The following is a 24915-nucleotide window of genomic DNA, read 5'->3' as shown; positions in this document are numbered from 1 at the left end:
CAAATGAATTGGCAATAGCCGATACTCGGCACGTCATCTTCCGCCGTCGCGGTCATCGCCGATGAGCTGTCGATGAGCTGTATAGACGTGCCACACGAAGGGACCGAATATTCGTGGCGCAGAAGGTCGTGGTCACTCTCTTTGACGACATCGACGGCTCGGAAGCGGCGGAAACGATCGCCTTCGGACTCGACGGCAAGTCGTACGAGATCGATCTGAATCAAGCCAACGCCAAGAAACTGCGCAAGGCCCTGGAGCCTTACGTGGTGGCCGGCCGCAAGCGGTCGAAGTCGGGCAAGGCGTACAAGCAGACGGAGGTCGCCCCCGACCCGGCGGCCGTCCGTGCCTGGGCGCAGGCGAACAAGATGGATGTCCCGGCCCGCGGCCGCATCCCGAAGAAGGTGTACGAAGCGTTCAGCGCCGCCCAGTGACAGGCGCGGCAGACTGCCCTCAGGGTGCGTCAGCCGCCCCTGGGGGCAGCCGACTTGCGCTACCCCCCTGCTGATCAGCTAATGTCTGGAGCACGCCGACGGGCCCGGCCGAAAAGCCGAAGCCCACGGAGTACATGCGGGTGTAGTTCAGTAGCAGAACATCCCCCTTCCAGGGGGAAGGCGCAGTGTGCAATTCCTGTCACCCGCTCTGCACCGCCGGTCCTGAGCAGCTTGTGGATCAGGTAGGCTGGTGCTCGCACCGATCGGTGGGAGCCGGTCGGGAGCAGTGCGGACGTAGCTCAGTTGGTAGAGCGCAACCTTGCCAAGGTTGAGGTCGCGAGTTCGAGCCTCGTCGTCCGCTCCAGCTCATAGAGGAAACCCCAGTCATATGACTGGGGTTTTTTCGTGCGCCCGCCTCCGGGTCGCCGGGACGCCCTCTGACATTTGTCATGGCGAGTGATGACACCGCGCACTGCTCGCCGGCTCCGGCCGCGGGGACGCTGGAGGCATGAACTACGAACACGTGATTGAGGTCACAGATCTCCGGCGTGTCTACGGGGGCGGGTTCGAGGCGGTCCGTGGAATCACCTTCTCCGTGGCCCGCGGGGAGATCTTCGCGCTGCTCGGCACCAACGGCGCCGGAAAGACATCGACGGTCGAACTGCTGGAAGGACTCGCACCGCCCGACGGCGGCCGGGTACGGGTGCTCGGCCACGACCCGCACCGGGAGCGGGCCGCCGTACGCCCGCGCACCGGCGTGATGCTCCAGGAGGGCGGCTTCCCCTCCGAGCTGACCGTCGGCGAGACGGTACGGATGTGGGCCGGCTGTACGACGGGAGCCCGGCCCCCGGCCGAGGCGCTCGGCCTGGTCGGGCTCAGCGGCCGGGCGGCCGTCCGGGTCAAGCAGCTCTCCGGCGGCGAGCGGCGCCGCCTCGACCTGGCCCTCGCGCTGCTCGGCAGGCCGGAGGTGCTGTTCCTGGACGAGCCGACCACCGGACTGGACGCCGAAGGACGCCGGGACACCTGGGAGTTGGTGCGCACACTGCGCGACGACGGAACGGCCGTCCTGCTCACCACGCACTACCTGGAGGAGGCCGAGGACCTCGCCGACCGGCTCGCGATCCTGCACGAGGGACGCATCGCGGCCGCCGGGACACCGGGCGAGGTGACCGCGGGCCGGCCCGCGCGGATGTCCTTCGAACTGCCCACGGGGTACTTCGTGGGCGACCTGCCGCCGCTCGCCGCGATGGGCGTGATCGAGCACGAGGTCGAGGGCGGGGTCGTACGGCTGCGCACCCGGGAGGTGCAGCGGACCGCCACCGGGGTGCTGGGGTGGGCCGAGCGGGCCGGGGTCGAGCTGCACAGGCTGGAAGTGCGGTCCGCCTCGCTGGAGGAGGCGTTCCTGGGGATCGCGAAGGAGGCTGCCGCATGAACTCGGTGGTCACGGCGCGGCTGCGCGCCCTCTCCCGCGCCGAGCTGCTCCTCTTCGGCCGCAACCGCAGCGCGGTGTTCACCGCGCTGCTCATGCCGCTCGTGCTGCCGGTCAGCGTGCGGCCCGCGATCGACCAGGCGGGCCTCAAGGGGATCGGCCTCGGCACCCTGACGCTGACCGCCGCGATCGGCTTCTCGTTCCTGTTCGCCGTCTACAGCTCGCTGGTCGGCGCGTTCGTCGCCCGCCGCGAGGAACTCGTCCTCAAGCGGCTGCGCACCGGCGAGCTGTCCGACGCGGAGATCCTGACCGGCACCGCCCTGCCCGTCCTCTGTCTCGGCCTGGCCCAGGCGCTGCTGCTGGCCGCCGGCTGCACGGTGCTGCTCGACGCGGGCGCGCCCAGGGCGCCGTACCTCACGCTGCTCGGGGTCGTCCTCGGCCTGCTGCTCAGCGCCGTGCTCGCCGCGCTCACCACGGCCGTCACCCGGACCACCGAGAGCGCCCAGATCACCGCGGCGCCCCTGGTCCTCGTGTCCATGATGGGTTCGGGCATCGCCGTCCCCGCGGACGTCCTGCCGCACCGGCTCGCCGCGGTCTGTGAACTCCTCCCGCTCTCCCCGGCGGTCCGCCTGGTCCGCGCGGGCTGGACCGGGGAACTGAGCGCCTACGAGGCACTGCGCGCGGTCGCCACCGCCCTGGCCTGGACCGTGGTCGCGGTGTTTGCTGTACGCCGGTGGTTCCGCTGGGAACCCCGGCGCTGAGGGGAACGAGGGGAACGGGACCGGATGAGCGGGGCAGCAGGCGGCTGGTGGCGGCGGAAGACCACCCCCGCCAAGGTCGAGACGTACACGCGCTGGTCGTTCCACTTCTTCGCGGTGATCGAGGTCGCGGCGATCGGGCTGCCGGCGTTCGCGCAGGCGGGGGCGGAGGTGGCCGGCTGGCTGGTGGGGATGGTCGTCGCTCACGCGGTGCTCTGCGCGCTGACCGCCTCCCGGGCGCTGGACTGGACGCGGGGTCGCCGGGAGCAGCCGGTGCGGCTGCTGTGGGTGCTGGGGGCGGCGACCTGCGTCTTCGCCGTCGCGGCTCTGGTTCTGCGCAGGCACGGCGGCGCAAGCGACGACACGGAGAACGCGACGGCGACCGTCTTCGCCATGGTCTTGGCTTTCGGGGCCGGCACCATGGCGCTGGGCGTACGGAGCCGGCGGCGCGTGGTGGCGCAGACCACGGGCTTCGCGTTCGGGGCGGCCGTGCTGTCCTTGCCGCTGGGCGTTCCTGGGCCTGAAGCAGTGGTCACGGCGTTCGTGGTGTTCCTCTCGGGCAGCTTCCTCGCCGCCACCTCGATCTTCTCCGTCTGGCTGCTGAACGCCGTCTACGAACTCGACGAGGCCCGCGAGACCCGCGCCCGGCTCGCCGTCGCCGAGGAGCGGCTGCGGTTCGGGCGGGACCTGCACGACGTCCTCGGCCGGAATCTCGCCGTCATCGCCCTCAAGAGCGAACTGGCCGTCCAGCTGGCCCGGCGCGAACGGCCCGAGGCCGTCGACCAGATGATCGAGGTGCAGCGGATCGCACAGGAGTCGCAGCGGGAGGTCCGCGATGTCGTACGGGGCTACCGGGAGGCCGACCTGGGAGCCGAACTCGCCGGTGCGCGGGGCGTGCTGACGGCCGCGGGCGTCGCCTGCGAGGTGACCGGCGAGGCCGCCGGGCTGCCCGCCGAGGTGCAGTCGGCGCTCGGCTGGGTGGTGCGGGAGGCGACCACCAACGTGCTGCGGCACGGGGACGCGGGACGGTGCACCGTGGGGCTGCGGGTACGGGAGGGATGCGTGGTGCTGACGGTCGAGAACGACGGAGTTGTGGTGCGCGGGGCTGGCAGGAGCGGCGGGGGCGGTGGTTCCGGGCTCGCCGGGCTGCGGGAGCGGCTCGCGGTGGTCGACGGCACGCTGGAGGCCGGGCCGGTCGGGACGGACGGGTTCCGGCTGGCGGCCTCGGTGCCACTGTCCGGTCGTACGACCGCCGACACGAGTGTGAGTGGAGCCACTTCATGACGTCTCCGGTACGGCTGTTGCTCGCGGACGACGAGCATCTGATCCGGGGTGCGCTGGCCGCTCTGCTGGGGCTCGAGGACGATCTGGTCGTTGTCGCGGAGGCCGCGAGCGGGCCCGAGGCGCTGGCCATGGCACAGGCCCACCGGCCCGACGTGGCGGTGCTGGACCTGCAGATGCCGGGCGCCGACGGTGTGAGGGTCGCCACATCGCTCCGCGCGGAACTGCCCGGCTGCCAGGTGCTGATCGTCACCGGTCACGGACGGCCCGGGCATCTGAAGCGGGCACTGGCCGCCGGAGTGCGCGGGTTCGTCCCGAAGACGGTGAGCGCGCAGCGGCTCGCCGAGATCATCCGGACCGTGCACGCGGGAAACCGGTACATCGACCCGGAGTTGGCCGCCGACGCGATCTCCGCCGGGGACTCTCCGCTGACCGCGCGGGAGGCGGAGGTGCTGGAGCTGGCGGCCGACGGGGCGCCGGTCGCGGAGATCGCCGAGCGGGCCGCGCTGTCGCCGGGGACCGTGCGGAACTACCTCTCCTCGGCCGTCACCAAACTCGGTGCGGAGAACCGTCATGCGGCAGTGCGTCTCGCACGGGAGCGAGGTTGGGTATAGTTGCTCTCGCGCCACGGCGCATGCGGACGTAGCTCAGTTGGTAGAGCGCAACCTTGCCAAGGTTGAGGTCGCGAGTTCGAGCCTCGTCGTCCGCTCAGAGGAGAAGGCCCCCGGTTCGTGCCGGGGGCCTTCCGCGTTGTCCGGGGCCTTCGCCGCTCCCGGACCCAGGGGCCCGGGGGACGCCGCCGTCGTCACGACCAGCTGTTGCCCGTCAGCCGCTCGTACGCCTCGATGTACTTCGCGCGGGTCGCCTCGACCACCTGCTCCGGCAGCGGCGGCGGGGGCTGCTCGCTCCTGCGGTCCCAGCCGGACTCGGCCGAGGTCAGCCAGTCGCGCACGTACTGCTTGTCGAACGACGGCTGGGCGCGCCCCGGCTGCCACTCGTCGGCCGGCCAGAAGCGCGACGAGTCCGGGGTGAGGACCTCGTCGGCGAGGACGAGCGTGTCGTTCTCGAAGCCGAACTCGAACTTCGTGTCGGCCAGCACGATCCCCCGGTCCCGGGCGATGTCCCGCGCCCTGCCGTACACCGCGAGGGTGGCCTGGCGCAGCTGGGCGGCGGTCTCGGCGCCGACCTGGCGGGCGACCTCCTCGTACGACACGTTCTCGTCGTGCTCGCCGACCTCGGCCTTGGTGGCCGGGGTGAAGATCGGGGCGGGCAGCTCGGAGCCGTCGACCAGGCCCTCGGGGAGGGCGAGGCCGCAGACCGTGCGGGACTCCTGGTACTCGGCGAGGCCCGAGCCGGTGAGGTAGCCGCGGGCCACGCACTCGACCGGGAGCATCTTCAGGGACTTGCAGATGAGGGTGCGGCCCGCCCAGTCGGCGGGGGCGCCCTCGGGCAGCTCGGTGCTGATGACGTGGTTGGGGACCAGGTCGGCGAGCTTGTCGAACCACCACAGGGAGAGCTGGGTGAGCACCCGTCCCTTGTCGGGGATCTCGGTCGGCAGCACCCAGTCGTACGCGGACAGGCGGTCGCTGGCGACCATCACGAGGTCTCCGGCCGCGTTCTGGTACAGCTCGCGCACCTTGCCGGTGTGCAGATGCACCAGGCCCGGCACCTCCACGGGCTCGGGCTTTTCGACGAATCCGGACACGGTTCCTCCCCGTGGTTCTGTACAGGTGCCCTCGATTCTCCCGTATGCCGGGTTGCGCACGGACAGCGGGGCCGCGCGGACACCTGTGCGAGACGGCGCGCCCACGTCAGTCGTGCTTGCAGATGCGGTCCAGGAGGTTGGCGGTGGCCCGCTGGACACGGGGGTCGACGTGGCCTGGGCGGTCCAGGGCCGGTGACCAGGCGAAGGTGCCGGCGGCGAAGACCAGGGCGCCGGAGGGGGCGCGGTACAGGGAGGTCTCCTGGTGGCGCAGGACGCCGTCGTTGTCGGTGTAGGGGGAGTGGGCGAGCAGGATGCGCTCCTCGTGCTCGGGCAGCGCGGTGCGCGGGAAGTAACGGTCCGCCTCGCCGGCCACCAGGCCCGGGAGTTCGTCGCCCTCGTGCGCGCCGGTGGCCTCCCAGAGCCAGTGCCCCGCGTTCCGCACGATCAGGGGGGACGGCTCGGGCACCCGGCCCGCGTACTGGATGCCGACCGTCTGCTGTTCGGGCCGGTCGATCTCACGCCAGAGCACGGGCTTTCCGGGGCCCTTGCGTTTTCGGCAGGTCAGCAGGCGGTCCGCGACCCCGGACGGGGAGGGGCCCAACTCCACCTGCCAGTACATGGTGTTGGCGGAGAGGAAGACGAGGCTGGTGCCGCTGTCCCGGGCCAGCTCGACGGTGCGGCGCATCTGCGGCGACCAGTACTCGTCGTGGCCCGGAAAGACCAGGCCCCGGTAGCGGGTCGGGTCGACGCGGCCGGCGTGCAGGTCGCGGGCGTCGGCGTAGGCGAGGTCGTAGCCGTAGCGCTCGGCCCAGCGGATGAAGTCGTAGGCGTGGCCGACGTGCAGGGGCAGGCCGGCGCCCGCGTACGGCCGGTCGAAGGAGACGGTGGTCGCCGCGTCGGCCTCGCCGAGCAGCCGGCCCCGCTCGTCCCAGGCGTGGTAGAGGCTGGCGCCGGTGTGGCCGTCCTCCGGGTAGAGGTTGTACGCCTGCCAGGTGATGTCCGGCAGCAGGAGCAGCAGGTCGGCCGGGTGGTTGTCGCGGATCGTGAAGGGCACGTGGGAGCGGTACCCGTCGGCCGTGGTGAGCACGGCGACGTACGCGCCGATGCTCCAGTACGACGGGACCTGCAGCCGCCAGGAGAGCCACCAGTGGTGGCAGGAGACCGTGCGGTCGGCGGCCAGCGGCGGGGGCTGGACGATGCCGGACAGCCGGGGACTGGTGGTGATCTTGGACGCGCCGTCGCCGCCGTAGTGACCGATGCGGTAGATGTCGACGCTGAACTCCTGCGGCGGGTCGACGGTGATGTGGAAGTCGACGGCCTCGCCCGGGGTGACCGCGCCGGTCGAGGTGAACCCCTTGATCTGGCGGTGCACGTCGTCCGCGGAACGCGGACCGCCGTCGGCGGAGCGCGGTGCCGGGACCCGCGGGTTCTCGCCGGTGGGCTGTGGCCTGCCGGGGTCCACGTACCAGGGGACGACATGACCGGTGTCGTCGAAATAGGTCTCGCTGCCGCGCAGCCAGGGGACGGGCCCCTGACCGAAGGGGTCCGTGACGGCGTGCGCGAGTGCTCCCGACTCCCAGCGGCGGATCTGGTCCGATGCCATGGTGGCTCCCCTCCCTCGTGCCCCCGTGAAGTGTGCTGATACGAGCCGATGTGCGATGTGTGCGATGCGTACGCCGTGCCGTGCTGTTCCGTGCCGTGGTGTTCCGTGCCGTGCTGTTCTGTGCTGTTCCGTGCCGTGACTGTGGCGTCTGTCTTATGTCGGATGCGCTTGCCACACCCGCAACGGTCCCAGCACATCACATAACGCACGCGTACGGTCACGGTTCGTCGCGAATTCGCCTGAAGTGGAACACTTTGCTCCGCTAAAGCGCCGAAACGCCGAGGTCAGACCAGCCGGACCGGTTTCTCGGGACGTATTCCGGACTCGACCAGCCAGGCCCGCAGCGGGGCCGGGTCTCCCTCCTCGATGAGGCTGAGGATTCTGGGCGTCAGGTCGGCGGCCCGCTCGCCGTCGACCAGCAGGGCCGGACCGTCGAGCCAGTCCAGGCCGGGGGTGGCTCCGGCGGTGTCCACGGCCGCGCAGCACACCATCGCCTTGACGTGGTCGGCGAGGAGTTCGCGGGCGGTGCGCGGGGGCTGGAGCGGGAAGAGGGGCAGTGCCCCGTCGTCCCAGAGGGGACTGCCGGGGCCGCCCTGGCCGCCGGCGGCCGCTGGGCAGCCGGGGCGCGTGGGGCCGGCCGTGCTCGCGTGCGCTCCCTCGTGCTCCTCGCGGGCGAGGGCCGCGGTGAGGCCGGCGGCGAGGGCGGCGCTGCGTTCGGTACCGGTGGGCTCGCCGTCCGCCTCGTCGTCGTAGCCGGGGATGCGGACGTCGTGGCCAGGGGTGCGGTGGTCTTGGCCGGAGGCGCGGGGATCGCCCTCGGAGGTGCGCGGGCCGTCGTCGGGGGTGCGCGCGCCGTCGTCGTACGCCGGGAGGCAGCGGGGCCTGTCGGAGGCGGCGGCGGTCGGGTCGGTCAGGTGGTCCAGGACCCGGGCCAGGGTGGGGCCGCCGGGGTCCGGGGCGCCGGGGTCGAGGGTGGCGCGGACCCCGAGGGCGTCCAGGACGCGGTGCAGGCGGGCCGCCTCGGTGCGCCAGGTGCGGTCGACGACCTCGTCCGGGTACTCCTGCCAAGCCACCGGCGACCAGGCCGGTCCTGGCTCGGCGGGGCCGCCGTGGAAGAGGCGGGCGGCGAGCAGCGAGGCGGCCTCGTCCACGAGGCCCGGTTCCTCCAGCAGGTCGCAGGCGGGCCGCTCGCCCAGCCGGGAGGCGAAGCCCTCGGCCAGCCGGTCACGCCGGGACAGCTCGGTGAGGGCCGCGACCACCCCCGCGTCCAGCCGGGAGGGCCAGCGGCCCATCCGCCAGGCGGGCAGCGCGACCCGGGTGAGCAGCCGGTCCCAGCCGGCGTAGGCCAGGCCGACCTGTTCCTGGGCGACGATCCGCAGGCCGTAGTCCACGGCCTGGGCCCGCTCGGCGGCCGCGGCGGCGACCCCGCGCTCCATCAGCGCCGCGTGCTCCCGGCAGCCCCGCAGGAGCAGCCGGGCCACCCAGGCGATGCCCCCGCACACCAGGCGGGTGGCCGGGCGTCGGGCGGGCGCCGCGGTGACCGCCACCGCCGCGTCCAGGCCCCGAACGAACCGGCGGGCGGCCGCTATGTCCGGGTGCGCCGAGGGTCCGGTACCCGCGACGACCGGGGCGAGGACCGCGCGGAGCTCGCCGACGCGCATCCACCACAGGAACGGGGAGCCGATGACGAGGACGGGGGCGGCGGGGGTGCGGCGGTGCAGGCCGGGGGTGCCGAGCTCGTCACCGCCCTTGGGCGCGGGCGGCCCGTGGGCCGGGTGGGTGCGGTCCTCCAGCCAGCTGTCGCAGTCCGGGGTGAGCGCTATGGCGGAGGGCGCCGGCACGTCGAGACGGTCGGCCAGGTCGCGCACCATCCGGTACAGGTCGGGGGCGGACTCCTCCTTGATCGGCACCGTGGGGCTCACTGCCGGGCGGGCGCGGGCCACGACCAGGGCGACGCCGGCGGCGGCCAGCAGCACGACGACCGCGAGGGCGCCGACGGTCCAGCGGGCGGTGTCCCAGCCGCGGCCGACGAAGTGGCCGGTGGAACCGCCGGCCAGCAGGATCACCGTGGCCGCGGCGGGCAGCAGCGCCACGGCCAGGGCACGGCCGCGGATGCGCAGCACGGCGAGGGCCCGGGTACGCGCTGCCTGCGCTCCCGCCTCCGCACCGATTCCGGTACTGGTCACGTCCCGACCTCACCCCCTCCCTGCTGTCCTCGGCCCGTCCTGGCTGTTGCTCACTCCCCCACTGTGGCACTCGCCACTGACATCGCAATGCCGGTGGGCCAAGTGCCGGAACGCCTGCGCCGCACCCTAGTTGGGGGTTCGGCCCCCGTCAGCCGGATAGGACATCGGTCACTCGATGGAATGGCTTTGGTCAGAGGTGATCGACAGACAGCAACGATCAGGCCCCGGATTTCTGGTCCGGGGCCTGATCAGGAACGGGTCTGCGGAGGCGGCGGGGTCAGGCCTCCTGGGCCGCCGCCTTCGCGGCGATGTCCGTACGGTGCTGGGAGCCGTCGAGGCCGATCCGCGCCACCGCCGCGTACGCCCGCTCACGGGCCTGGGTCAGGTCCGCGCCGGTCGCCGTGACGGAGAGGACCCGGCCGCCCGCGCTGACGACGTCGTCACCGGCGCGCTTCGTGCCCGCGTGCAGGACGTAGGCGTGCGGCGCGTCCTCGGCCGCGACCGCGTCGAGGCCGGTGATGGGATCGCCGGTGCGCGGGGTGCCCGGGTAGTTGTGCGAGGCGACGACGACGGTGACGGCCGCGTCGTCGTGCCAGCGCAGCGGCGGGAGGTCGGCGAGCGTGCCGTTCGCGGCGGCGAGCAGGACACCGGCCAGCGGGGTCTTCAGGCGGGCGAGGACCACCTGGGTCTCCGGGTCGCCGAAGCGGGCGTTGAACTCGATGACCCGCACACCGCGCGAGGTGATCGCGAGGCCGGCGTAGAGGAGACCGGAGAACGGGGTGCCGCGGCGCCGCATCTCGTCGACGGTCGGCTGCAGGACGGTCTGCAGGACCTCGTCGACGAGCTTCGGGTCGGCCCAGGGCAGCGGGGAGTAGGCCCCCATGCCGCCCGTGTTCGGCCCCTCGTCGCCGTCCAGGGCGCGCTTGAAATCCTGCGCGGGCTGGAGCGGGAGGACCGTCTGGCCGTCGGTGATCGCGAAGAGGGAGACCTCGGGGCCGTCCAGGAACTCCTCGATGACGACGCGGTCGCAGGCGGCGGCGTGCGCCTTGGCGGCGGCCAGGTCGTCGGTCACCACGACACCCTTGCCGGCCGCGAGCCCGTCGTCCTTCACGACGTACGGCGCACCGAAGGCGTCCAGCGCCTCGGCGGCCTCCTCGGCGTTTGTGCAGACGTACGAACGGGCGGTGGGGACTCCGGCCCCCGCCATCACGTCCTTGGCGAACGCCTTGGATCCCTCGATCTGCGCGGCCTCCCCGGAGGGGCCGAAGACCGGGACACCCGCCTCGCGCACGGCGTCGGCGACCCCGGCGACCAGGGGGGCCTCCGGGCCGACGACCACCAGCTCGGCGCCGAGTTCCAGGGCGAGCGCGGCCACGGCCCCGCCGTCCAGGGCATCGACCTGGTGCAGCTCGGCCACCTCGGCGATGCCGGCGTTGCCGGGGGCGCAGTGCAGCGCGGTGACGTCGGGATCGAGGGACAGAGAGCGGCACAGGGCGTGTTCGCGGGCGCCGCTGCCGATGACGAGGACCTTCACGGGGGCCAGCGTAGCCGGGTGGGCCGACTGGAGGTTCCTCCAAGGGGGCCAGGCCGAGCAGTGACCCCTACCGACGCGTCCCTCGGGGGCTGCCGCCCCCAAACCCCCGCTTCGGCCTGAACGGCCTCGTCCTCAAACGCCGGACGGGCTGGGGGGTGACTACTGCCTCAATCACCGGACGGGCCGGGGGGTGATTGCTGCCTCAAACGAGCGACGGGCTGGAGGGGGACGGTTGCTGCCTCAAAAAACGCCGGACGGGCCGGGAGGCGTGATTGCCGCCTCAAACGCCGGAGGGGCTGAGGGGGTCGCTGCTGCCCCAAACGCCTGACAGGCCGAGAGGCGTGATGGCCACCTCATACGCGCGACCGGCTGAGGGGGGCGGTTGCTGCCTCGAACGCCGGACGGGCCGAGAAACGTGATCGCCACCTCATACGCGCGACCGGCTGAGGGAGGTGGTTGCTGCCTCGAACGCCGGACGGGCCGAGAAACGTGATCGCTGCCTCAAACGCGCGACCGGCTGAGGGGGGCGGTTGCTGGCTGGATCGTCTGACGGGCCGAGGGGCAGCGCCCCGTAAGGGGCGCGGGGAACTGCGCGGCCGGCCACGACGGCGCCGCAGTGGGCCGACGGCGTCTCGCGGCACTTCCAGTGGACCGGACGCCGGACGGGACGGGAGCCTTCGCTCTACTGCGCTGGATGCGCTGAGAAACCGGCCCGCAGCCGCCTGCGTGGCTGCACCCCGTGTCTCCGGGCCGTCGGCGGCCGCCACGCGTCACTCGTTCTGGATCTCCTCGACCACCGTCGCCCCCAGTTCCTTCACGATCAGTTCGTGACCGGAGAGGGCCGACTCGTCGAGGTCGGGGTCGTCCTCCTCGGGGATGTCGTCCTCGGGGGACACCGGCGGCGGCTCCGGGGCGGACGGCGCGGGGGCCGGGGCCGTTGCCCTCGGGGCGGGCGGCGGCGGGCTCTGGGCCGGGGCGGCAGCCGCCGGGGCCTGCTGGACGGGCGCAGGGCGGGCCGAGGCCGCAGGGGCCGCGCCGTATCCGGCGGGCGGAGCCGCGCCACCGCCACCCGTCGGGTCGACGACCGCCTCGATCCGCCACTGCACGCCGAACTGCTCGCCCAGTGCCTGCCGCAGCACGTCCTCGCTGCCACTGCTGGCGAAGTTGTCACGGGCACCGGCGTTGACGAAGCCGATCTGGAGGGTGGTGCCGTCGAAACCGACGACCTGGGCGTTCTGGCTGAGCAGGATCCAGGTGAAGCGGCGGCGGTTCTTCACCGCTTCCAGGATGTTCGGCCAGAGCACCCGGGGGTCGAGGCCACCGGCGGGGGCGGCGGCAGCCGGGGCCGGGGCGGCTGCCCGGGCCGCCGAGGGCTGCGGGGCCTGCTGGGGTGCCGGAGCGGCGGTGGCGCCGCCCGTGGCCGTGGGCCAGCCGCCGGGGCGACGGGTGCCGCCGCCGCCCGCGGGAGCCGCCGTCGGCCAGGCACCGGGCGCGGGAGCGCCCGGGACGGGCGGTGCCGGGGCCGGGGCGGCGGCCGGAGCCGGAGGCTCTGGAGTCGGCGCAGGGGCCGGAGCGGGAGCCGGGGCCGGGGTCGGGGCCGGCGCCGCTCCCCCTCGTACGGCCGCCCGGGCCGCCGCCGGGCCGCCCCCCTGCTGTACGGGCGCCGGAGGCTGGACGTGCGCCTCGGGACCGGGGACGTACCCCATGGCGGGCGCGCCGGCCCCGCCCGAGAAGTTGACGCCCCGCTCCAGGCGGTCGAGGCGGGCCATCACGGAACGCTCGTCGCCGTACGCGGCCGGCAGCAGCACGCGGGCGCAGATCAGCTCCAGCTGGAGGCGCGGGGAGGTGGCACCGCGCATCTCGGTCAGGCCCTGGTTGACCAGGTCGGCGGCGCGGCTGAGCTCGGCGGCGCCGAAGGTACCGGCCTGGGCCTGCATCCGTTCGAGGACGTCGGCGGGGGCGTCGAACAGCCCCTTCTCCGCGGCGTCCGGCACGGCGGCGAGGATCACCAGGTCCCGCAGCCGCTCCAGCAGGTCGGCGACGAAGCGGCGCGGGTCGTTGCCCCCCTCGATGATCCGGTCGACGACCTCGAAGGCGGCGGCGCCGTCCCCGGTCGCGAAGGCCTCGACGACGGAGTCGAGCAGCGACCCGTCCGTGTACCCGAGGAGGGACGTGGCCATGGCGTACGTCACACCCTCCGCGCCCGCCCCGGCGAGCAGCTGGTCCATGACGGACATGGAGTCACGCACGGACCCGGCACCGGCGCGCACGACGAGCGGGAGCACCCCCTCCTCGACGGGGATCTGTTCCTTGCCGCACACCTCGCCGAGGTAGTCCCGCAGCGTGCCCGGCGGCACCAGCCGGAACGGGTAGTGATGGGTCCTCGACCGGATGGTCCCGATGACCTTCTCGGGCTCGGTCGTGGCGAAGATGAACTTGAGATGCTCCGGCGGCTCCTCGACGACCTTCAGCAGCGCGTTGAAGCCGGCCGACGTGACCATGTGGGCCTCGTCGATGATGTAGATCTTGTAGCGGCTGGAGGCGGGCCCGAAGAAGGCCTTCTCGCGCAGTTCACGGGCGTCGTCCACACCACCGTGAGAGGCCGCGTCGATCTCGATGACGTCGATGGAACCGGGGCCGTTCCTCGCCAGGTCGCGGCAGGACTGGCATTCCCCGCACGGAGTCGGCGTCGGGCCCTGCTCGCAGTTGAGGCACCGGGCGAGGATTCGCGCGCTGGTCGTCTTGCCACACCCACGCGGGCCGCTGAACAGGTACGCGTGATTGACCCGGTTGTTCCGCAGCGCCTGCTGCAGCGGGTCGGTGACATGCTCCTGCCCGATGACCTCGGCGAACGACTCCGGGCGATAGCGGCGGTACAGCGCGAGAGACGACACGCATACGAGGTTATAGGCGCCCACTGACAACCAGTCCCGCCCACAAACGCAAGCGCCCCCCACGCACCCGCCAGAGCCAACCTACCCTTGCTGCCTTCCGGCCCTGGGGGAGTTCAGTCAGATAGCGCCGCGTGAGGGGCTCTGCATAGAGTACCCGACGTCAGCGGGTGGGAACGAGTTCGCGAGCACTCCTCCCGGTCATGTAATGTCTCCAGCGGAGGATTCGCCTAGAGGCCTAGGGCGCACGCTTGGAAAGCGTGTTGGGGGCAACCCCTCACGAGTTCGAATCTCGTATCCTCCGCCAGTGCCTCACCGGGCACGTTGTCGAAGGGCCCCACCGCGAGGTGGGGCCCTTCGGCGTTGTCCTCGGAATCTCGTTGCCCTGGTTTCAGCCCGGCCCTGGTTTTCCACACCCCACAGATCGCGGCCGCCGGCTACGGTCCGCCGTCGAAGAAGCCGGACTTCAGGTCCCCGATGACGGCGTCGAGCGGATGCCCGCTGACGATGAACGGTCCGCTCCAGGGCGCGGTGAGTGCGAAGAGCAGTGCCAGGCTCAGCCCGACCACACTCGCGATCCCCACGATGAGCAGCGACGTTCGCAGACTGCTGCGGAAGACGAGTGCGCCCGAGTTCACGATCAGAGCCACACCGCTGACCACAAGCGTGACGACGTAGAGCGTGGGAACGTCGCGCGAGGCGGCGGCGACGCGGGCGCGACGGCTGCTGGTGACACCGTCGAGGGAGAGCAGCAGCTCCGCGCCTGTCGGGATGCCCACCTCGGGGCGGGCCGCCTCGGTGCGCACGCCCCGTTCCAACCGTGCGATCGCACGAGCGGTGGCCGGGTCGTCACCGGACGCCGCCGCCGTACCCTCCCACTCCCTGGCCCGCGTGGTCTGCAGGTAGTCCACCAGTGCCGCATGGATCGGCTCCGACCGGACGTGCGGACTCGTCGCCGCCCACGCCAGCCGGGAGGCCGCGGCCGCCTCCTCGCTCACCAGCCCCTCGGCCGCGCGCAGGTAGCCGGCCTCGCTGGCGAGTGACAGTGCCGCAAAGATCGCGAAGGCGGCGCCGAGCGTCGGCATCAGGGGCGTGGCGATCTGCGGCACCCGATCCCGTTCCCCGGCCGGTACGAGCGCCCGGACGCCGACCCGCGCCACTGCCGCGACCAGGAGGGCGAGCAGGAGTCCGCCCACAACCAGCACCACCGCCGGCAGCGAGGTCAGCCAGTTCACCGCATCACCTGCGGCGCGTTCCGGCGAGCGCCCCGCGGCGGCGGCGCGTCGGGCACCGCGACCTGGAGCTCCACATCGACCACTTTTCTCCGCATCGATCACTTTTGACGACCGCTCCATGATCACAGGTCGAACGCCTCTGACGCTCGCGACGCCCGGCACCGCATCTCTCTTCGTCGGCCGAACAGCCCATGCGGACCGCCGGTCGGCTGGATACTGCTGCCGCGCCCGGGATGCGGGAGCGGATGATCGGTGAACGGACGAGGAGTACGGCCAGTGACCAGCGACCCCCGCACGGGACCGCCCAGCTTCGGCAGTGAACGCGAGATGCTGCGGGCTTTCCTCGACTACCACCGCGCGACCCTCGCGATGAAGTGCGAGGGGCTCACCGACGAGGAGCTGCGGCGGCCGTCGATGCCGCCGTCCACGTTGTCGCTGCTGGGTCTTGTACGGCACCTGGCGGAAGTGGAACGCGCCTGGTTCCGCCGGGTGTTCGAGGACAAGGACGCGCCCATGGTGTGGTCCGACGAGATCGACTTCCAGGCGGCGTACGACGCGAGCGGGTCGACCAGGGCGGAGGCGTTCGCCGCCTGGGAGGCCGAGGTGGAGACCTCGCGCCGGATCGAGCGCGCTGCCGCCTCCCTGGACCAGGCCGGATACCAGCCGAGGTGGGAGGAGGAGGTGTCGCTGCGGATGGTGATGCTGCACGTGCTGCTGGAGTACGGCCGCCACAACGGGCACGCCGACTTCCTGCGCGAGGGCGTCGACGGCACCGTGGGCGCCTGAGCGGAGCAGCCGGGCCGGACGGCGGCCGGCCGCCGGTGCCCGCTTCCGGGCCCGCTCCGCCGAGTGGGCCCGGGGGTGGCCACGGGCTCCGCTCAGCCTTCGCGCCAGCCGAGCTTGATGAGGAGGTTCTTCGCCTCCTCGGCGACCTCGGCCTGGGCGACCACGTCGTAGCGGGCGGCGACGATCTGGCTGCGGGACGCGAAGTCGCGGCGGCCACCGGTGAAGGCGTGGCCGGCGAAGCCGAAGAGGGCGCCGAAGATCGCGCCGTAGAACAGGCCGCTGATCATCAGGACCAGGATGTGGTGGTTGCCCGCGGCGAACAGCGACAGGAGCAGGCCGACGAGCAGCCCGAACCAGGCACCCGAGCCCGCGCCGGCCAGGGCGGCCCGGCCGCGGGTGAGGCGGCCGAGCACCGTCTCGACCATCCGCAGGTCGGAGCCGATGATCGCGGTGTGCTCCACCGGGAACTTGCTGTCGGAGAGGAAGTCGACCGCACGCTGCGCGCCCTCGTAGGTCGGATACGAGCCGACGACCGGCCGGTCGAGCGGCGCCGTGGGCGGTTGCTGGGTCATCGCTGGACTCCCTTCCTCACCGCCCCCGTCGAACAGCCTGCTGCGGGGCGGTGGCCGCCGCAAGGCGGAACGCGACCGACACGCACGCGCGGTGGACGGCGCTGCCCCGGCGAGGTGATCCGCCGGCACCCCGACGACAAGGCCGGAGCCTCGCCGGAGGTTTTTGCCGACGGCTAGGCCGCGATCCGCACCTTCTTCGTCACCGTCACCTGGTCCAGGTCGGAGACCCGTACCGTCACCGACATCGTCCACTCGCCCGCGATGGGGAGGTTGACGGAGTCGGCGGCCCAATACCCGCCGCGGTCGGTCACGTTCGCCGGGAGCGGGCCGATCTTCTGGGCGGCGAGGGTGAAGGAGAGGCGGAGTTCGGGGACGGCGGAGATGCCGCCGTCGGGGCCGAAGACGACCGCCTGCACGGAGTTCGCGCCGACCCGTCCCGGGTCCAGGGTGATCTGCACCTTGCCGTGGCCGTTCGGGGTGCCGACGTCGAAGGGGACGAGGGCGACGACGGCCGCGGGGATGCCGGCCGAGGCGGCCGGCGCCGTTCCCGACCCGGCCGCCTCGGCCGCGGCCCGGCCGGGGAGGGTGCCGGTGAGGATCGTGGTGATGCCCAGGACGGCGACGCCGACGGCCACTTCGGCGAGCACCGAACGGCGCAGAGCGGCCTGGTGGCGGCCGGCGGGGGTGGACCCGGGCTCGTCGGGAGTGGCCCCGGGTTCGTCGCGTGTGGCGGGAGGCTCGTCGGGGCGTGGTGCGTCCTGCCTCTCGGCCGGTGGGTCCGCCGGGCCTCCTCCGACCGGCAGTGGGACGCGCTCGGGGGCGGGCACGGCCGGGGCCTGCGCCAGCCTCGCCGTCCAGCGCCGGGACTGCGAGGCGGCCGCCAGCAGCAGGGTCACCCCGGCGAGCTTGACGAGCAGGAGCCTGCCGTACGACGTGTCAGTGAGGGCCTGCCAGGAGCCGAGGCCGCGCCAGGACTGGTAGACGCCGGTGACGACGAGGACCGTCACCGCGCCGAAGGCCGTGCGGGAGAAGCGGGTGACCACCGCGGCGGGCAGGGGCACTGCGGAGCGCTGGAGGGTGATCAGGAGGGCCGCGAGGCCGCCCATCCAGAGCGCCATCGACAGCAGGTGCAGCACCGACGACGTCATCGCCAGCGGGACCTGGATACCGGCCGAGGCGTGTTCCGCCGCCGCCCAGGTCAGGGCCAGGGCGACGGAGAGGGCGGCTGCCGCGGCGAGCAGGGGGCGTGACGGGCTGGACGGAAGGTCGCGGCCCGTGCGCCTGCGGAGCAGGAGGTGGAGGGCTGCGGTGAGCGCCAGCAGGGCCACCCTGGCCAGCAGGGCCAGACCCGGGCGGCCGGACGCGGACCTGGCGAGGGCGGAGAGGTCGAAGGCCGCCGCCGGGGAGGTGCCCTCCTCGTACGGGGAGCGCAGGACGAAGAGGAAGAGGGTGGCGGCGAGGAGCGTCCACCACGCCGTGCGGACCGGGGTGCGCAGGGGGGCGGGGTCCGGCGGGCGGCAGACGGCCAGGAAGGCGACGGTGCCTGTCAGCAGGGCCATGGCGAGGTACGCGACGTAGCGGCCGATGTTGTAGAGGCTGCCGGTGAGCGGGTTCTCGACGGGGCCGGCGGAGACGGTCGCCGCGGTCGCCGACGGCTTGCCCACGGAGAAGGTGAGGGCGCCGGAGACGGGGTGGCTGTCCGCCGAGACGACCCGCCACGCCACGGTGAACGTGCCGGTGCCCAGCTTCTTCGGGAAGGTGATCCGCGCGGTGTCCGAGCCGGCCTGCCCGTGTCCGGCCTCGCTGGTGTCCACCCGGTGGTTGGTGGGGTCGTACACCCGGAACGAGTCGTCGAGCAGGCCGACGGCCTCGGTGAAGGTGAGGGTGACGGATGCCGGGGACGACTTGAGCACGGCGCCGTCGGCGGGGTCGCTGCCGCGCAGGGCGGCGTGCGCGGAGGCGGGGGCGGCCGATGCGAGGAGGAGGGCGGCGAGGAGGCTGCCGAGGAGCGTGAGGGCACGCAGGGCTCTGTGGTTCCTGAGGTTCCTGCTGTTCATGCAATTCGTGCGGTTCCTGTGGTTCCTCTGGTTGCCGGTCGGCGCCTGCCGCTTGTCGTGTCCTTCGCTCACGTCACCCGCTCCGAGTTCGGAAACACGCGTTCCTGGGTCATACGGCTGGGAGGCTTGTGGCGCTCATTGTGTCTGCGGGGCGCTACCACGTCGGGCGTGCCGACACCCCGCCGTCGACCACCAGGTCGTGGCCGGTGATCCAGGACGCGAGCGGTGAGGTCAGGAAGACCACCGCGTTCGCCACGTCGTCCGCGTTGCCCAACCGGCCCGTGGGCACCGCCTCCTGCCACCGCCGTACCCCCTCGGGCCAGTCATCCGCCAGCCCTTCCCGGTCGATGAGGCCCGGGGAGACGGTGTTGACGCGGATGCCGGAGCGGCCGTACTCGAGGGCCGCCGCCCGCGCGTGCATGACCACCGCGGCCTTCGCCGTGCTGTAGTGGGCGTGGCCGACGGCCGGGTGGGTCGCCTCGATGGACGCGATGTGGGTGACCGTGCCGCCGCCGGGCAGGCCGCGCATGATCTCGGCGGCGGCCTGGGTGCAGGCGAAGACGCTGGTGAGGTTGGTGTCGACGACCGCACGCCAGTCGGCCGCGGTCATGCCGGGCAGCGGCTGTACGGGCTGTACCGCCGCGTTGTTGACCAGGGCCGTCAGCCGTCCGCCGCCCCACTGCGCGGCCTCCCGGACGACACGGTGGCAGGTCTCCTCGTCGCTCAGGTCTCCCTGTACGACCGTCGCCCTGCCGCCGAGGTCCTCGATGTCCGCCGCCGTCTCCCGCGCCGCCCGTACCGCCGTGCGGCAGTGCACGGCCACCGCCGCGCCCTCCTCCGCCAGGCGCCGGGCGACGGCCCGGCCGATGCCGCCGCTTGCGCCCGTGACCAGGGCGGTCTGTCCGTCGAGCAGAGGGGTCATGGACGGCAGAGTCCCGTGATGCGGGCGGCTTCGGAGGGGTAACGCGCCGTGAGGTCGGCCGCGTTCCCGTGTTCGTACCCCTCGAAGGTGAATCCGGGGGCCATGGTGCAGCCGAACAGGGTCCAGGCGCCCGGGGTCGCCACCCGGGCGCCCATCCAGGTGCCGGCCGGGACGGTCAGCTGGATGTGCTGGCCGCCGAGGAGGTCGGGGCCGAGGACGGGCGTGCTGGTGGTGCCGTCGGGGGCGAGCAGCAGGAGCTCCAGCGGGTCGCCCAGGTAGAAGTGCCAGATCTCGTCGGTGGGGAGACGGTGCAGGGCAGAGAAGTCGTCGGCGGTGAGGAGGACCACGATCGCGGTGCCCTCGGGGCGGCCGTCGGGGCGTGCGGGACCGGCCCAGGTCTCCCGGAACAGGCCGCCCTCACGGGGGATCGGCTCCAGGCCGTAGTGGGCGATGAGGTCATCGGCGGTCGGCTTCGGGCTGGGGCTCGGCATCGGGGAGGTCACCCGGGAAGGCTACCGGCCGGGTGAGGAAAGCCAGTTGAGCTTGCTTCTCGGGCAGGTGGACGTCGGGGAGGTCGATCTCGGGGAGCAGGACGGCCGGGCCGAGCTGGAAACCCTGGCGCCGGAAGCGGGCGATCGCCTTCTCGTTGCGGACGTCCGGGTCCACGACGATGCGGAGGCGGTCCCGGGCGAGCAGCACGTACGCCGTGAAGGCGGTCAGCAACGCCTCCGTCCAACCGGGGCGGGGGCCTTCGGGTCCGGCCGGGGCGAGCAGGACGTGGACGCCGATGTCGCCGGGGTGGATGTCGTAGCACTCGCCCACCCGGTCGGCCGCCGGCTCGTACGTCTGCAGGAGGCCGACCGGGGTGCCGTCCTTCTCGGCGAGGTGGGCGTGGTGGGTGTCGAGGGTCGCCATGTGGGCGTAGATCTCGGCGACCTGGGCGCGGGTGAGGCCGGTCATGCCCCAGAAGGCGGCGCGTTCCGCGTCGACCCAGGTGTGCACGACGGCCGCGTCGCGCTCGGGGTCGAGGGGGCGGAGCCGGACGGTGCCGAAGCCGGCGAGGGTGTGCTCGAAGACGGTGTGGTGCTCAGCCATCGGTGTCCTCCGTGAGGTCTACGCGTTCCAGCCGGGCCCAGTCGGTGACGACCGGGAGCAGTTCTCCCTTGAGCCACAAGGGGAGTTGGTCGGTGTGGTGGGGGGCGCCCGGGACGCCGTCCGCGCCGAGCGGGACCAGCCAGAGGCTGTCGTCGCGGCGGGCCAGGTCCCAGACGTAGCGGGCGGCCGGGCCGCGGGCGGCGCGGTCGGTGAGGCCGGGGACGGCGGAGGTGCACAGCACGCAGTCGTGGTCGCCGGACAGCGCCGGTCCGTCGTACGGCGACGGGCCGGGCAGCGCCTGCCAGGGAGCGAGGCGGTGGGTGTCGCCCCAGGTGCCGGTGGGCGGGCCGGCAGCGACCTCCTGCACGGCGGCGCGGACGGCGGCGGGGCGGTCGACGCCGTACAGCTCCGCCGCCCGCAGGAGGTGTTCTAGGGCGAAGGCGATCCGGGGGGTGAGGGCCAGCCAGGGGAGCAGGACCTCGGGGAGGGCCGGGGGTTCGGCGAGCGCGGCGAAGGCGGGGTGCGCGGCGAGGTGCCGTACGACGGCGGAGCGTACGGCCGCGTAGGCGGCGGCGTCGGTGCTGTCGGCGTCCATCCGGCGGTCCCAGGCGAGGAGACGGTCACGGAGGGCGCCGGCCTCGGGGGTGAGGCCGTCGAGGGCGGCCAGGTGATCGAGGAGGGGGGCGGCGGAGGCGAGGTGGGTGTCGGTGTGGATCGCGGACAGGCCGGCGGCGGACCAGGCGCGGCGCTCGCCGAGGAGGGCGCGGATGCGGTCGGCGCGGTGCGGCGGGGCGAACTCGACGCCGAGGGGGGCGGCCGGGCCGCGCTGGTTGGCCATCACGGCCACGCCGTCCGTGAAGCCGCCGTACGGCATCTCGTGCCAGCCCTGCCAGTCGTGGCCGGGGAGCCAGGCGGGGGCGAGGCGGGTGCGGTTGGTGTGGGACCGGACGGGGACGCGGCCGGCGACGCGGTGGAGGAGGCCGCCGTCGGTGTCGGCGGCGTGCACGACGTTGACGGGCTCGGCCCAGGCGTCGAAGGCACGGTCGACGTCGGTGACGCTGCGGGCGCGGAGGAGGGGGAGGAGGGCGCTGAAGCCGAGGTCTTCGGTGACGCGGGGCGGGTAGCGGAGGGCCAACGCCTCGGCTTCGCCATCGGCGGAAGCCTTCCCACCCGCACCACCCGTGCGGGTTTCGTGGTCCGGTGCGGGTGGCCCCTGTGGGGGCCGAGCACCGCCGGCGGCTGCCCGCGAAGCGCTGTCGTCCCCCGCCGTCTCCTTCGTCGCCGCCGTCCCCGCCCCCGGACCCGTCCGCGTCCCCGGACCAGTCCCCCGACCCGTCTCCGTCCGCGTCCCCGGACCCGTCCCCGGCCACCCGGTGATGACCGGCCCCCGGGGTGTTTCGAGTACCTCGAGCTCGGTGGGCGGGTTGCCGTAGACCTCGATCGTCTCCGTGTGGCGGTCGGCCGGGGTCCAGGTGCCGTCCGGGGCGAGGGCCTCCACGTCGGCCCCCATGCGCCGCAGGCGCTCCCGGTAGAGGTCCTGGTAGTCGGCCATCGCGTTGGTGATGGACCAGGCGACCGTGCCCGTGTGGGCGAAGTGGGCGATGCCGGGGACGCCCGGCACCGCCAGGCCGACGACGTCGAACTCCGGGCAGGCGAGGCGGATCTGCTGGTAGACGCCGGGCGCCTCGATGAAGCGGTGGGGGTCGCCGGCGAGGAGGGGGTGGCCGGTGGTGGTGCGGGAGCCGGCGAGGAGCCAGCCGTTGCTGCCCGAGGTGCCCGGGCCGTCCGTGGCGAAGAGCGGGACGGCCTCCTCGCCCAGGTGCCGTATCGCCTCCTCGCGCCACAGCTTGGCCGGGAAGCCGGCGAACAGGATGTGGGTGGTCAGCCAGACGCCCAGGGGATGCCAGGGCTCCCAGGTGCCGGGGGCCAGGCCGGTGCGGGCGAACTCCGGGGTGCGGGCGGCGCCGGCCGGCAGGCCCTCGTTGACGCCGGCCACGTACGCCCGTACCCACTGCGCCGTCTCCGGGTCCCGTCTCTCCAGCGCCCCGAAGCAGCGTCTCGCCGTGTCCGCCAGGCGGGCCCGGCGGGCGAAGACGTCCCAGGCGAGGGCCGTGGCGCCGAGGAAGGACGCCGACGTGCCCTGCGCGCGGTGCCGTTCCACCTCCAGCTGCCAGGCCCGGTCATGGGCGGTGACCCGGCCCTGGGCGCGAGCGAGTTCGAGGGCGTCGGCCGCCCGCAGATGCGGGATGCCCCAGGCGTCGCGGTACGTCTCGATGGCCACCCTGTGACCCCCTTGTCTGAGGTTAGCCTTACCTAAGTTGAATCGCAGCGGAATCGTACGCGAGGGGTGAGGGAGCCACGAAGACCGGGGGAGCGCGGGCGGCGGCGAGCGCGCGGCGCCGGTCCGGGCGCGGGATCATCGAGCCATGGACGCCGACACCGACTCCCCCGCCCTGCACCTCGCCCAGGACCCCGAGGCCGACGAACTCCTCAGCCGCAGCAGGCTCGCCGCCCTCACCGGCATGCTGCTCGACCAGCAGGTGCCGATGGAGTGGGCGTTCAAGGGGCCGGCGACCATCGCCCGGCGCATGGGCACGGACGACCTGGACGCGCACGAGATCGCCGCCCAGGATCCGGAGGCGTTCGCCGCGCTGCTCGCCGAGAAGCCGGCCGTGCACCGGTATCCCGGCTCCATGGCCAAGAGGATCCAGCAGCTGTGCCAGTACCTCGTCGTGCACTACGACGGTGACGCCGAGGGCATCTGGCGGGACGCCGGCAGCGGGGCGGAGCTGCTCCGGCGGCTGCAGGAACTGCCCGGGTTCGGGAAGCAGAAGGCGCAGATCTTCCTGGCACTGCTGGGCAAGCAGCTCGGGGTGACGCCGACGGGGTGGCGGGAGGCCGCCGGGGCGTACGGGGAGGCGGCGGCGTACCGGTCGGTGGCCGACATCACCGGGCCCGAGTCGCTGGCGAAGGTGCGGGCCCACAAGCAGGAGATGAAGGCGGCGGCGAAGACCGCGAAGGGCGGGACCAAGCCGTAGGGGACGTCGGGCAGGGCCAAGCCGTAGGGGACGTCGGGCGGGGCGGCCGTGGCCCTCGGGGCGTCATCCGATCAGACCCTCCCTGCTGGCACCGCCGTCTTCCCCGGTCTCAGCTGGAACCATGACCGAGCCCCCCAGCACCGGCCCCGCCGACGACGACCGGAAGGCGCACGCCACCGGCACCGCTCGGCATGAGCCGGAACCGCCCTTCGAGGGACCGCTGCACGCCCTCTCCCGGGCCGCCTGGCAGATCGTCCTGCTCACCGGGATCGCCTCCCTGATCCTCGGCGTCCTGGTCCTCGTCTGGCCCGGCGCCTCGCTGCTCGCCGCGGGTGTGCTCTTCGGCATCTACCTGCTGATCGCCGGTGTCTTCCAGCTGGTCGCCGCCTTCGGCACGCACCGGGCGACCTCGCTGCGCGTACTGGCCTTCTGCAGCGGCGCGCTGATGATCGTGCTGGGCCTCTTCTGCTTCCGCGGGCCCCTGGAGTCGATCCTGCTGCTCGCCCTGTGGATCGGCATCGGCTGGCTGATCCGCGGGATCACGCAGACCATGGCCGCCGTCTCCGACTCCAGGGTGCCCGCGCGGGGCTGGCAGGTCTTCCTCGGGATCGTCACGTTCATCGCCGGCGTCGTGCTGATCGTCTCGCCGTTCACGTCGGTCGCGGTGCTCACCCTGGTCGCCGGTATCTGGCTGGTCGTCGTGGGCGTCGTCGAGATCGTCACGGCGTTCGGCATCCGCGGCCGCGCCAGCCAGGTTCCGCAGGCCCTGTGAACCCCGGCCTCGTCGGCGCGGGCCTCGTGGACGCGAACCTCGCGTGCGCGGGCCTCGCGGGCGCGGGCTTCATGGGCGCGGGCTTCGTGAACGGTGCGGGCCTGTTGAACGGCGCGGAGTTCGTGAGCGGCGTGGGCCACGTCGGCGTCACCCCGTCCGATTCGTCAACCTCGCGCCCCGCAGGTACGCCGAGCGAGCGGTTCTCGGGCCCCGCGCGATGAACAGCGCCCACTTCGTGGGGAGATGAGGGGCATGAGCAGCGGTCCTGCGGCCGGACGCCGCCCGCGGCCGGGCCCCGCCTGGCCGCGGGTGCTCGTGCTGCTGCTCGCCCTGCTGCTGGCCGGCGTCCCGACGGCGGCCGAGGCGCTCGCCGCGGCCGCCACGGCCGTCTCGGCCGAGACCGTCGAGCACGACGTCCCCGACATCCCGCTGCGGCCGCCCGCCCGCCCCGTCGACCGCGTCGACGTACCCCAGCGCCCCGCGCCGCTCCCCGACCCGGCCCCCGCCGGCCCGGCGGACCGCCACCGGCCCTGTCCGACGGCACCGCGTCCGCCGTACGCCACGCCCCTGCTGCGCACCGTGGTCCTGCGCTGCTGAGAGACCGGCCTGTCGCACTCCCC

At 73.3% G+C, this 24915-nt stretch carries 22 protein-coding genes, 4 tRNA genes and 1 other RNA gene; 14 read left to right on the top strand and 13 right to left on the bottom strand.

Translation table 11 applies throughout. From position 1 onward, the window contains the following. Window positions 1-113: 113 nt before the first annotated feature. The 8 genes from ACFY0K_RS31725 (at window position 114) to ACFY0K_RS31690 (ending at window position 4608) form a co-directional block, all read left to right on the top strand. Window positions 114-431 (top strand): Lsr2 family protein, encoded by a 318-nt coding sequence (locus tag ACFY0K_RS31725; RefSeq protein ID WP_189262718.1) that lies wholly within the window; start codon window positions 114-116, stop codon window positions 429-431. A 136-nt stretch (window positions 432-567) separates the two neighbouring features. After that, a tRNA-Gly gene (locus ACFY0K_RS31720) sits at window positions 568-639 on the top strand. 80 nt (window positions 640-719) lie between these two features. Next, window positions 720-795, top strand: a tRNA-Gly gene (locus ACFY0K_RS31715). 144 nt (window positions 796-939) lie between these two features. Then, window positions 940-1863 (top strand): ABC transporter ATP-binding protein, encoded by a 924-nt coding sequence (locus ACFY0K_RS31710; protein WP_390642680.1) that lies wholly within the window; start codon window positions 940-942, stop codon window positions 1861-1863. Continuing rightward, a complete protein-coding gene (locus ACFY0K_RS31705) occupies window positions 1860-2621 on the top strand; it encodes an ABC transporter permease (RefSeq protein WP_390642679.1) in 762 nt (253 codons plus the stop codon). Before ACFY0K_RS31710 ends, ACFY0K_RS31705 begins: the two co-directional genes overlap by 4 nt. Window positions 2622-2645: 24 nt before the next feature. Continuing rightward, window positions 2646-3902: a sensor histidine kinase gene (locus tag ACFY0K_RS31700; protein WP_390642678.1), complete on the top strand. Its 1257-nt coding sequence runs from the start codon at window positions 2646-2648 to the stop codon at window positions 3900-3902. Further along, entirely contained in the window at window positions 3899-4513 is a 615-nt protein-coding gene (locus ACFY0K_RS31695) for a response regulator transcription factor (protein WP_351960320.1), read from the top strand. The genes ACFY0K_RS31700 and ACFY0K_RS31695 overlap by 4 nt, the downstream gene beginning before the upstream one ends. 22 nt (window positions 4514-4535) lie before the next feature. Next, window positions 4536-4608: transfer RNA gene (locus ACFY0K_RS31690), tRNA-Gly, on the top strand. 96 nt (window positions 4609-4704) lie between these two features. Here ACFY0K_RS31690 and ACFY0K_RS31685 read toward each other — a convergent pair. From ACFY0K_RS31685 to ffs, 6 genes are all read right to left on the bottom strand, one after another. After that, a complete protein-coding gene (locus tag ACFY0K_RS31685) occupies window positions 4705-5604 on the bottom strand; it encodes a phosphoribosylaminoimidazolesuccinocarboxamide synthase (RefSeq protein ID WP_390642677.1) in 900 nt (299 codons plus the stop codon). A 106-nt stretch (window positions 5605-5710) separates the two neighbouring features. Further along, on the bottom strand, window positions 5711-7207 hold the full coding sequence (locus ACFY0K_RS31680; RefSeq protein ID WP_390642676.1) for a N,N-dimethylformamidase beta subunit family domain-containing protein: 1497 nt from the start codon (window positions 7205-7207) through the stop codon (window positions 5711-5713). A 284-nt stretch (window positions 7208-7491) separates the two neighbouring features. Beyond that, complete coding sequence (locus tag ACFY0K_RS31675; protein WP_390642675.1) at window positions 7492-9393, bottom strand: hypothetical protein; 1902 nt, start codon at window positions 9391-9393, stop codon at window positions 7492-7494. A gap of 277 nt (window positions 9394-9670) precedes the next feature. Then, window positions 9671-10927, bottom strand: coding sequence for a phosphoribosylamine--glycine ligase (purD, locus tag ACFY0K_RS31670; protein WP_390642674.1), 1257 nt, complete (start codon window positions 10925-10927; stop codon window positions 9671-9673). Window positions 10928-11697: 770 nt separating this feature from the next. Next, window positions 11698-13821, bottom strand: a complete 2124-nt coding sequence (locus tag ACFY0K_RS31665; RefSeq protein WP_390642673.1) for a DNA polymerase III subunit gamma and tau — start codon at window positions 13819-13821, stop codon at window positions 11698-11700. Between the two features lie 45 nt (window positions 13822-13866). After that, window positions 13867-13965, bottom strand: an RNA gene (ffs, locus tag ACFY0K_RS31660) — signal recognition particle sRNA small type. Between the two features lie 72 nt (window positions 13966-14037). On the opposite strand from ffs, the gene ACFY0K_RS31655 reads away from it, so the two are divergent. After that, window positions 14038-14125 (top strand) — tRNA-Ser (locus ACFY0K_RS31655). Between the two features lie 130 nt (window positions 14126-14255). Here ACFY0K_RS31655 and ACFY0K_RS31650 read toward each other — a convergent pair. Further along, window positions 14256-15053, bottom strand: coding sequence for a hypothetical protein (locus tag ACFY0K_RS31650; RefSeq protein WP_390642672.1), 798 nt, complete (start codon window positions 15051-15053; stop codon window positions 14256-14258). A gap of 276 nt (window positions 15054-15329) precedes the next feature. Here ACFY0K_RS31650 and ACFY0K_RS31645 point away from each other — a divergent pair, with 276 nt between their 5' ends. Next, a complete protein-coding gene (locus ACFY0K_RS31645) occupies window positions 15330-15839 on the top strand; it encodes a DinB family protein (RefSeq protein WP_351960332.1) in 510 nt (169 codons plus the stop codon). A gap of 92 nt (window positions 15840-15931) precedes the next feature. On the opposite strand, the gene ACFY0K_RS31640 is transcribed toward ACFY0K_RS31645, so the two are convergent. From ACFY0K_RS31640 to ACFY0K_RS31615, 6 genes are all read right to left on the bottom strand, one after another. Beyond that, a complete protein-coding gene (locus ACFY0K_RS31640; RefSeq protein ID WP_390642671.1) occupies window positions 15932-16411 on the bottom strand; it encodes a general stress protein in 480 nt (159 codons plus the stop codon). Window positions 16412-16584: 173 nt separating this feature from the next. Further along, on the bottom strand, window positions 16585-18468 hold the full coding sequence (locus ACFY0K_RS31635) for a copper resistance protein CopC (protein ID WP_390642670.1): 1884 nt from the start codon (window positions 18466-18468) through the stop codon (window positions 16585-16587). Between the two features lie 154 nt (window positions 18469-18622). Continuing rightward, window positions 18623-19390: an SDR family NAD(P)-dependent oxidoreductase gene (locus ACFY0K_RS31630; protein ID WP_390642669.1), complete on the bottom strand. Its 768-nt coding sequence runs from the start codon at window positions 19388-19390 to the stop codon at window positions 18623-18625. After that, window positions 19387-19881 carry a cupin domain-containing protein gene (locus ACFY0K_RS31625; protein WP_351960402.1) on the bottom strand — a complete coding sequence of 165 codons (495 nt, stop codon included), beginning with the start codon at window positions 19879-19881 and terminating at the stop codon, window positions 19387-19389. The genes ACFY0K_RS31630 and ACFY0K_RS31625 overlap by 4 nt, the downstream gene beginning before the upstream one ends. Further along, window positions 19847-20485, bottom strand: coding sequence for a GNAT family N-acetyltransferase (locus ACFY0K_RS31620; protein ID WP_390642668.1), 639 nt, complete (start codon window positions 20483-20485; stop codon window positions 19847-19849). Before ACFY0K_RS31620 ends, ACFY0K_RS31625 begins: the two co-directional genes overlap by 35 nt. Further along, window positions 20478-22766: a penicillin acylase family protein gene (locus ACFY0K_RS31615; RefSeq protein ID WP_390642667.1), complete on the bottom strand. Its 2289-nt coding sequence runs from the start codon at window positions 22764-22766 to the stop codon at window positions 20478-20480. The genes ACFY0K_RS31620 and ACFY0K_RS31615 overlap by 8 nt, the downstream gene beginning before the upstream one ends. Window positions 22767-22911: 145 nt before the next feature. Between ACFY0K_RS31615 and ACFY0K_RS31610 the strand changes: the two genes are divergently transcribed. The 4 genes from ACFY0K_RS31610 (at window position 22912) to ACFY0K_RS31595 (ending at window position 24892) form a co-directional block, all read left to right on the top strand. Then, on the top strand, window positions 22912-23523 hold the full coding sequence (locus tag ACFY0K_RS31610) for an HhH-GPD-type base excision DNA repair protein (protein ID WP_390642666.1): 612 nt from the start codon (window positions 22912-22914) through the stop codon (window positions 23521-23523). A 121-nt stretch (window positions 23524-23644) separates the two neighbouring features. Then, window positions 23645-24295, top strand: coding sequence for an HdeD family acid-resistance protein (locus ACFY0K_RS31605; RefSeq protein ID WP_390642665.1), 651 nt, complete (start codon window positions 23645-23647; stop codon window positions 24293-24295). Further along, on the top strand, window positions 24292-24516 hold the full coding sequence (locus ACFY0K_RS31600; RefSeq protein ID WP_390642664.1) for a hypothetical protein: 225 nt from the start codon (window positions 24292-24294) through the stop codon (window positions 24514-24516). Before ACFY0K_RS31605 ends, ACFY0K_RS31600 begins: the two co-directional genes overlap by 4 nt. Window positions 24517-24547: 31 nt before the next feature. Further along, window positions 24548-24892, top strand: a complete 345-nt coding sequence (locus ACFY0K_RS31595; protein WP_390642663.1) for a hypothetical protein — start codon at window positions 24548-24550, stop codon at window positions 24890-24892. Window positions 24893-24915 lie beyond the last annotated feature (23 nt).

The organism is Streptomyces sp. NPDC001507 (assembly GCF_042894765.1).
Lineage (GTDB): Bacteria > Actinomycetota > Actinomycetes > Streptomycetales > Streptomycetaceae > Streptomyces.
Note: the sequence above shows the minus strand (reverse complement) of the source record. Positions and strands in the feature narration are given on the sequence as shown.

Coding starts and splice junctions, on each gene's coding strand:
- ACFY0K_RS31625 (WP_351960402.1), bottom strand. CDS start 19,881: ATGCCGAGCCCCAGCCCGAAGCCGACCGCCGATGACCTCATCGCCCAC.
- ACFY0K_RS31635 (WP_390642670.1), bottom strand. CDS start 18,468: ATGAACAGCAGGAACCTCAGGAACCACAGAGCCCTGCGTGCCCTCACG.
- ACFY0K_RS31710 (WP_390642680.1), top strand. CDS start 940: ATGAACTACGAACACGTGATTGAGGTCACAGATCTCCGGCGTGTCTAC.
- ACFY0K_RS31695 (WP_351960320.1), top strand. CDS start 3,899: ATGACGTCTCCGGTACGGCTGTTGCTCGCGGACGACGAGCATCTGATC.
- ACFY0K_RS31620 (WP_390642668.1), bottom strand. CDS start 20,485: ATGGCTGAGCACCACACCGTCTTCGAGCACACCCTCGCCGGCTTCGGC.
- ACFY0K_RS31630 (WP_390642669.1), bottom strand. CDS start 19,390: ATGACCCCTCTGCTCGACGGACAGACCGCCCTGGTCACGGGCGCAAGC.
- ACFY0K_RS31700 (WP_390642678.1), top strand. CDS start 2,646: ATGAGCGGGGCAGCAGGCGGCTGGTGGCGGCGGAAGACCACCCCCGCC.
- ACFY0K_RS31610 (WP_390642666.1), top strand. CDS start 22,912: ATGGACGCCGACACCGACTCCCCCGCCCTGCACCTCGCCCAGGACCCC.
- ACFY0K_RS31680 (WP_390642676.1), bottom strand. CDS start 7,207: ATGGCATCGGACCAGATCCGCCGCTGGGAGTCGGGAGCACTCGCGCAC.
- ACFY0K_RS31595 (WP_390642663.1), top strand. CDS start 24,548: ATGAGCAGCGGTCCTGCGGCCGGACGCCGCCCGCGGCCGGGCCCCGCC.
- ACFY0K_RS31705 (WP_390642679.1), top strand. CDS start 1,860: ATGAACTCGGTGGTCACGGCGCGGCTGCGCGCCCTCTCCCGCGCCGAG.
- ACFY0K_RS31640 (WP_390642671.1), bottom strand. CDS start 16,411: ATGACCCAGCAACCGCCCACGGCGCCGCTCGACCGGCCGGTCGTCGGC.
- ACFY0K_RS31605 (WP_390642665.1), top strand. CDS start 23,645: ATGACCGAGCCCCCCAGCACCGGCCCCGCCGACGACGACCGGAAGGCG.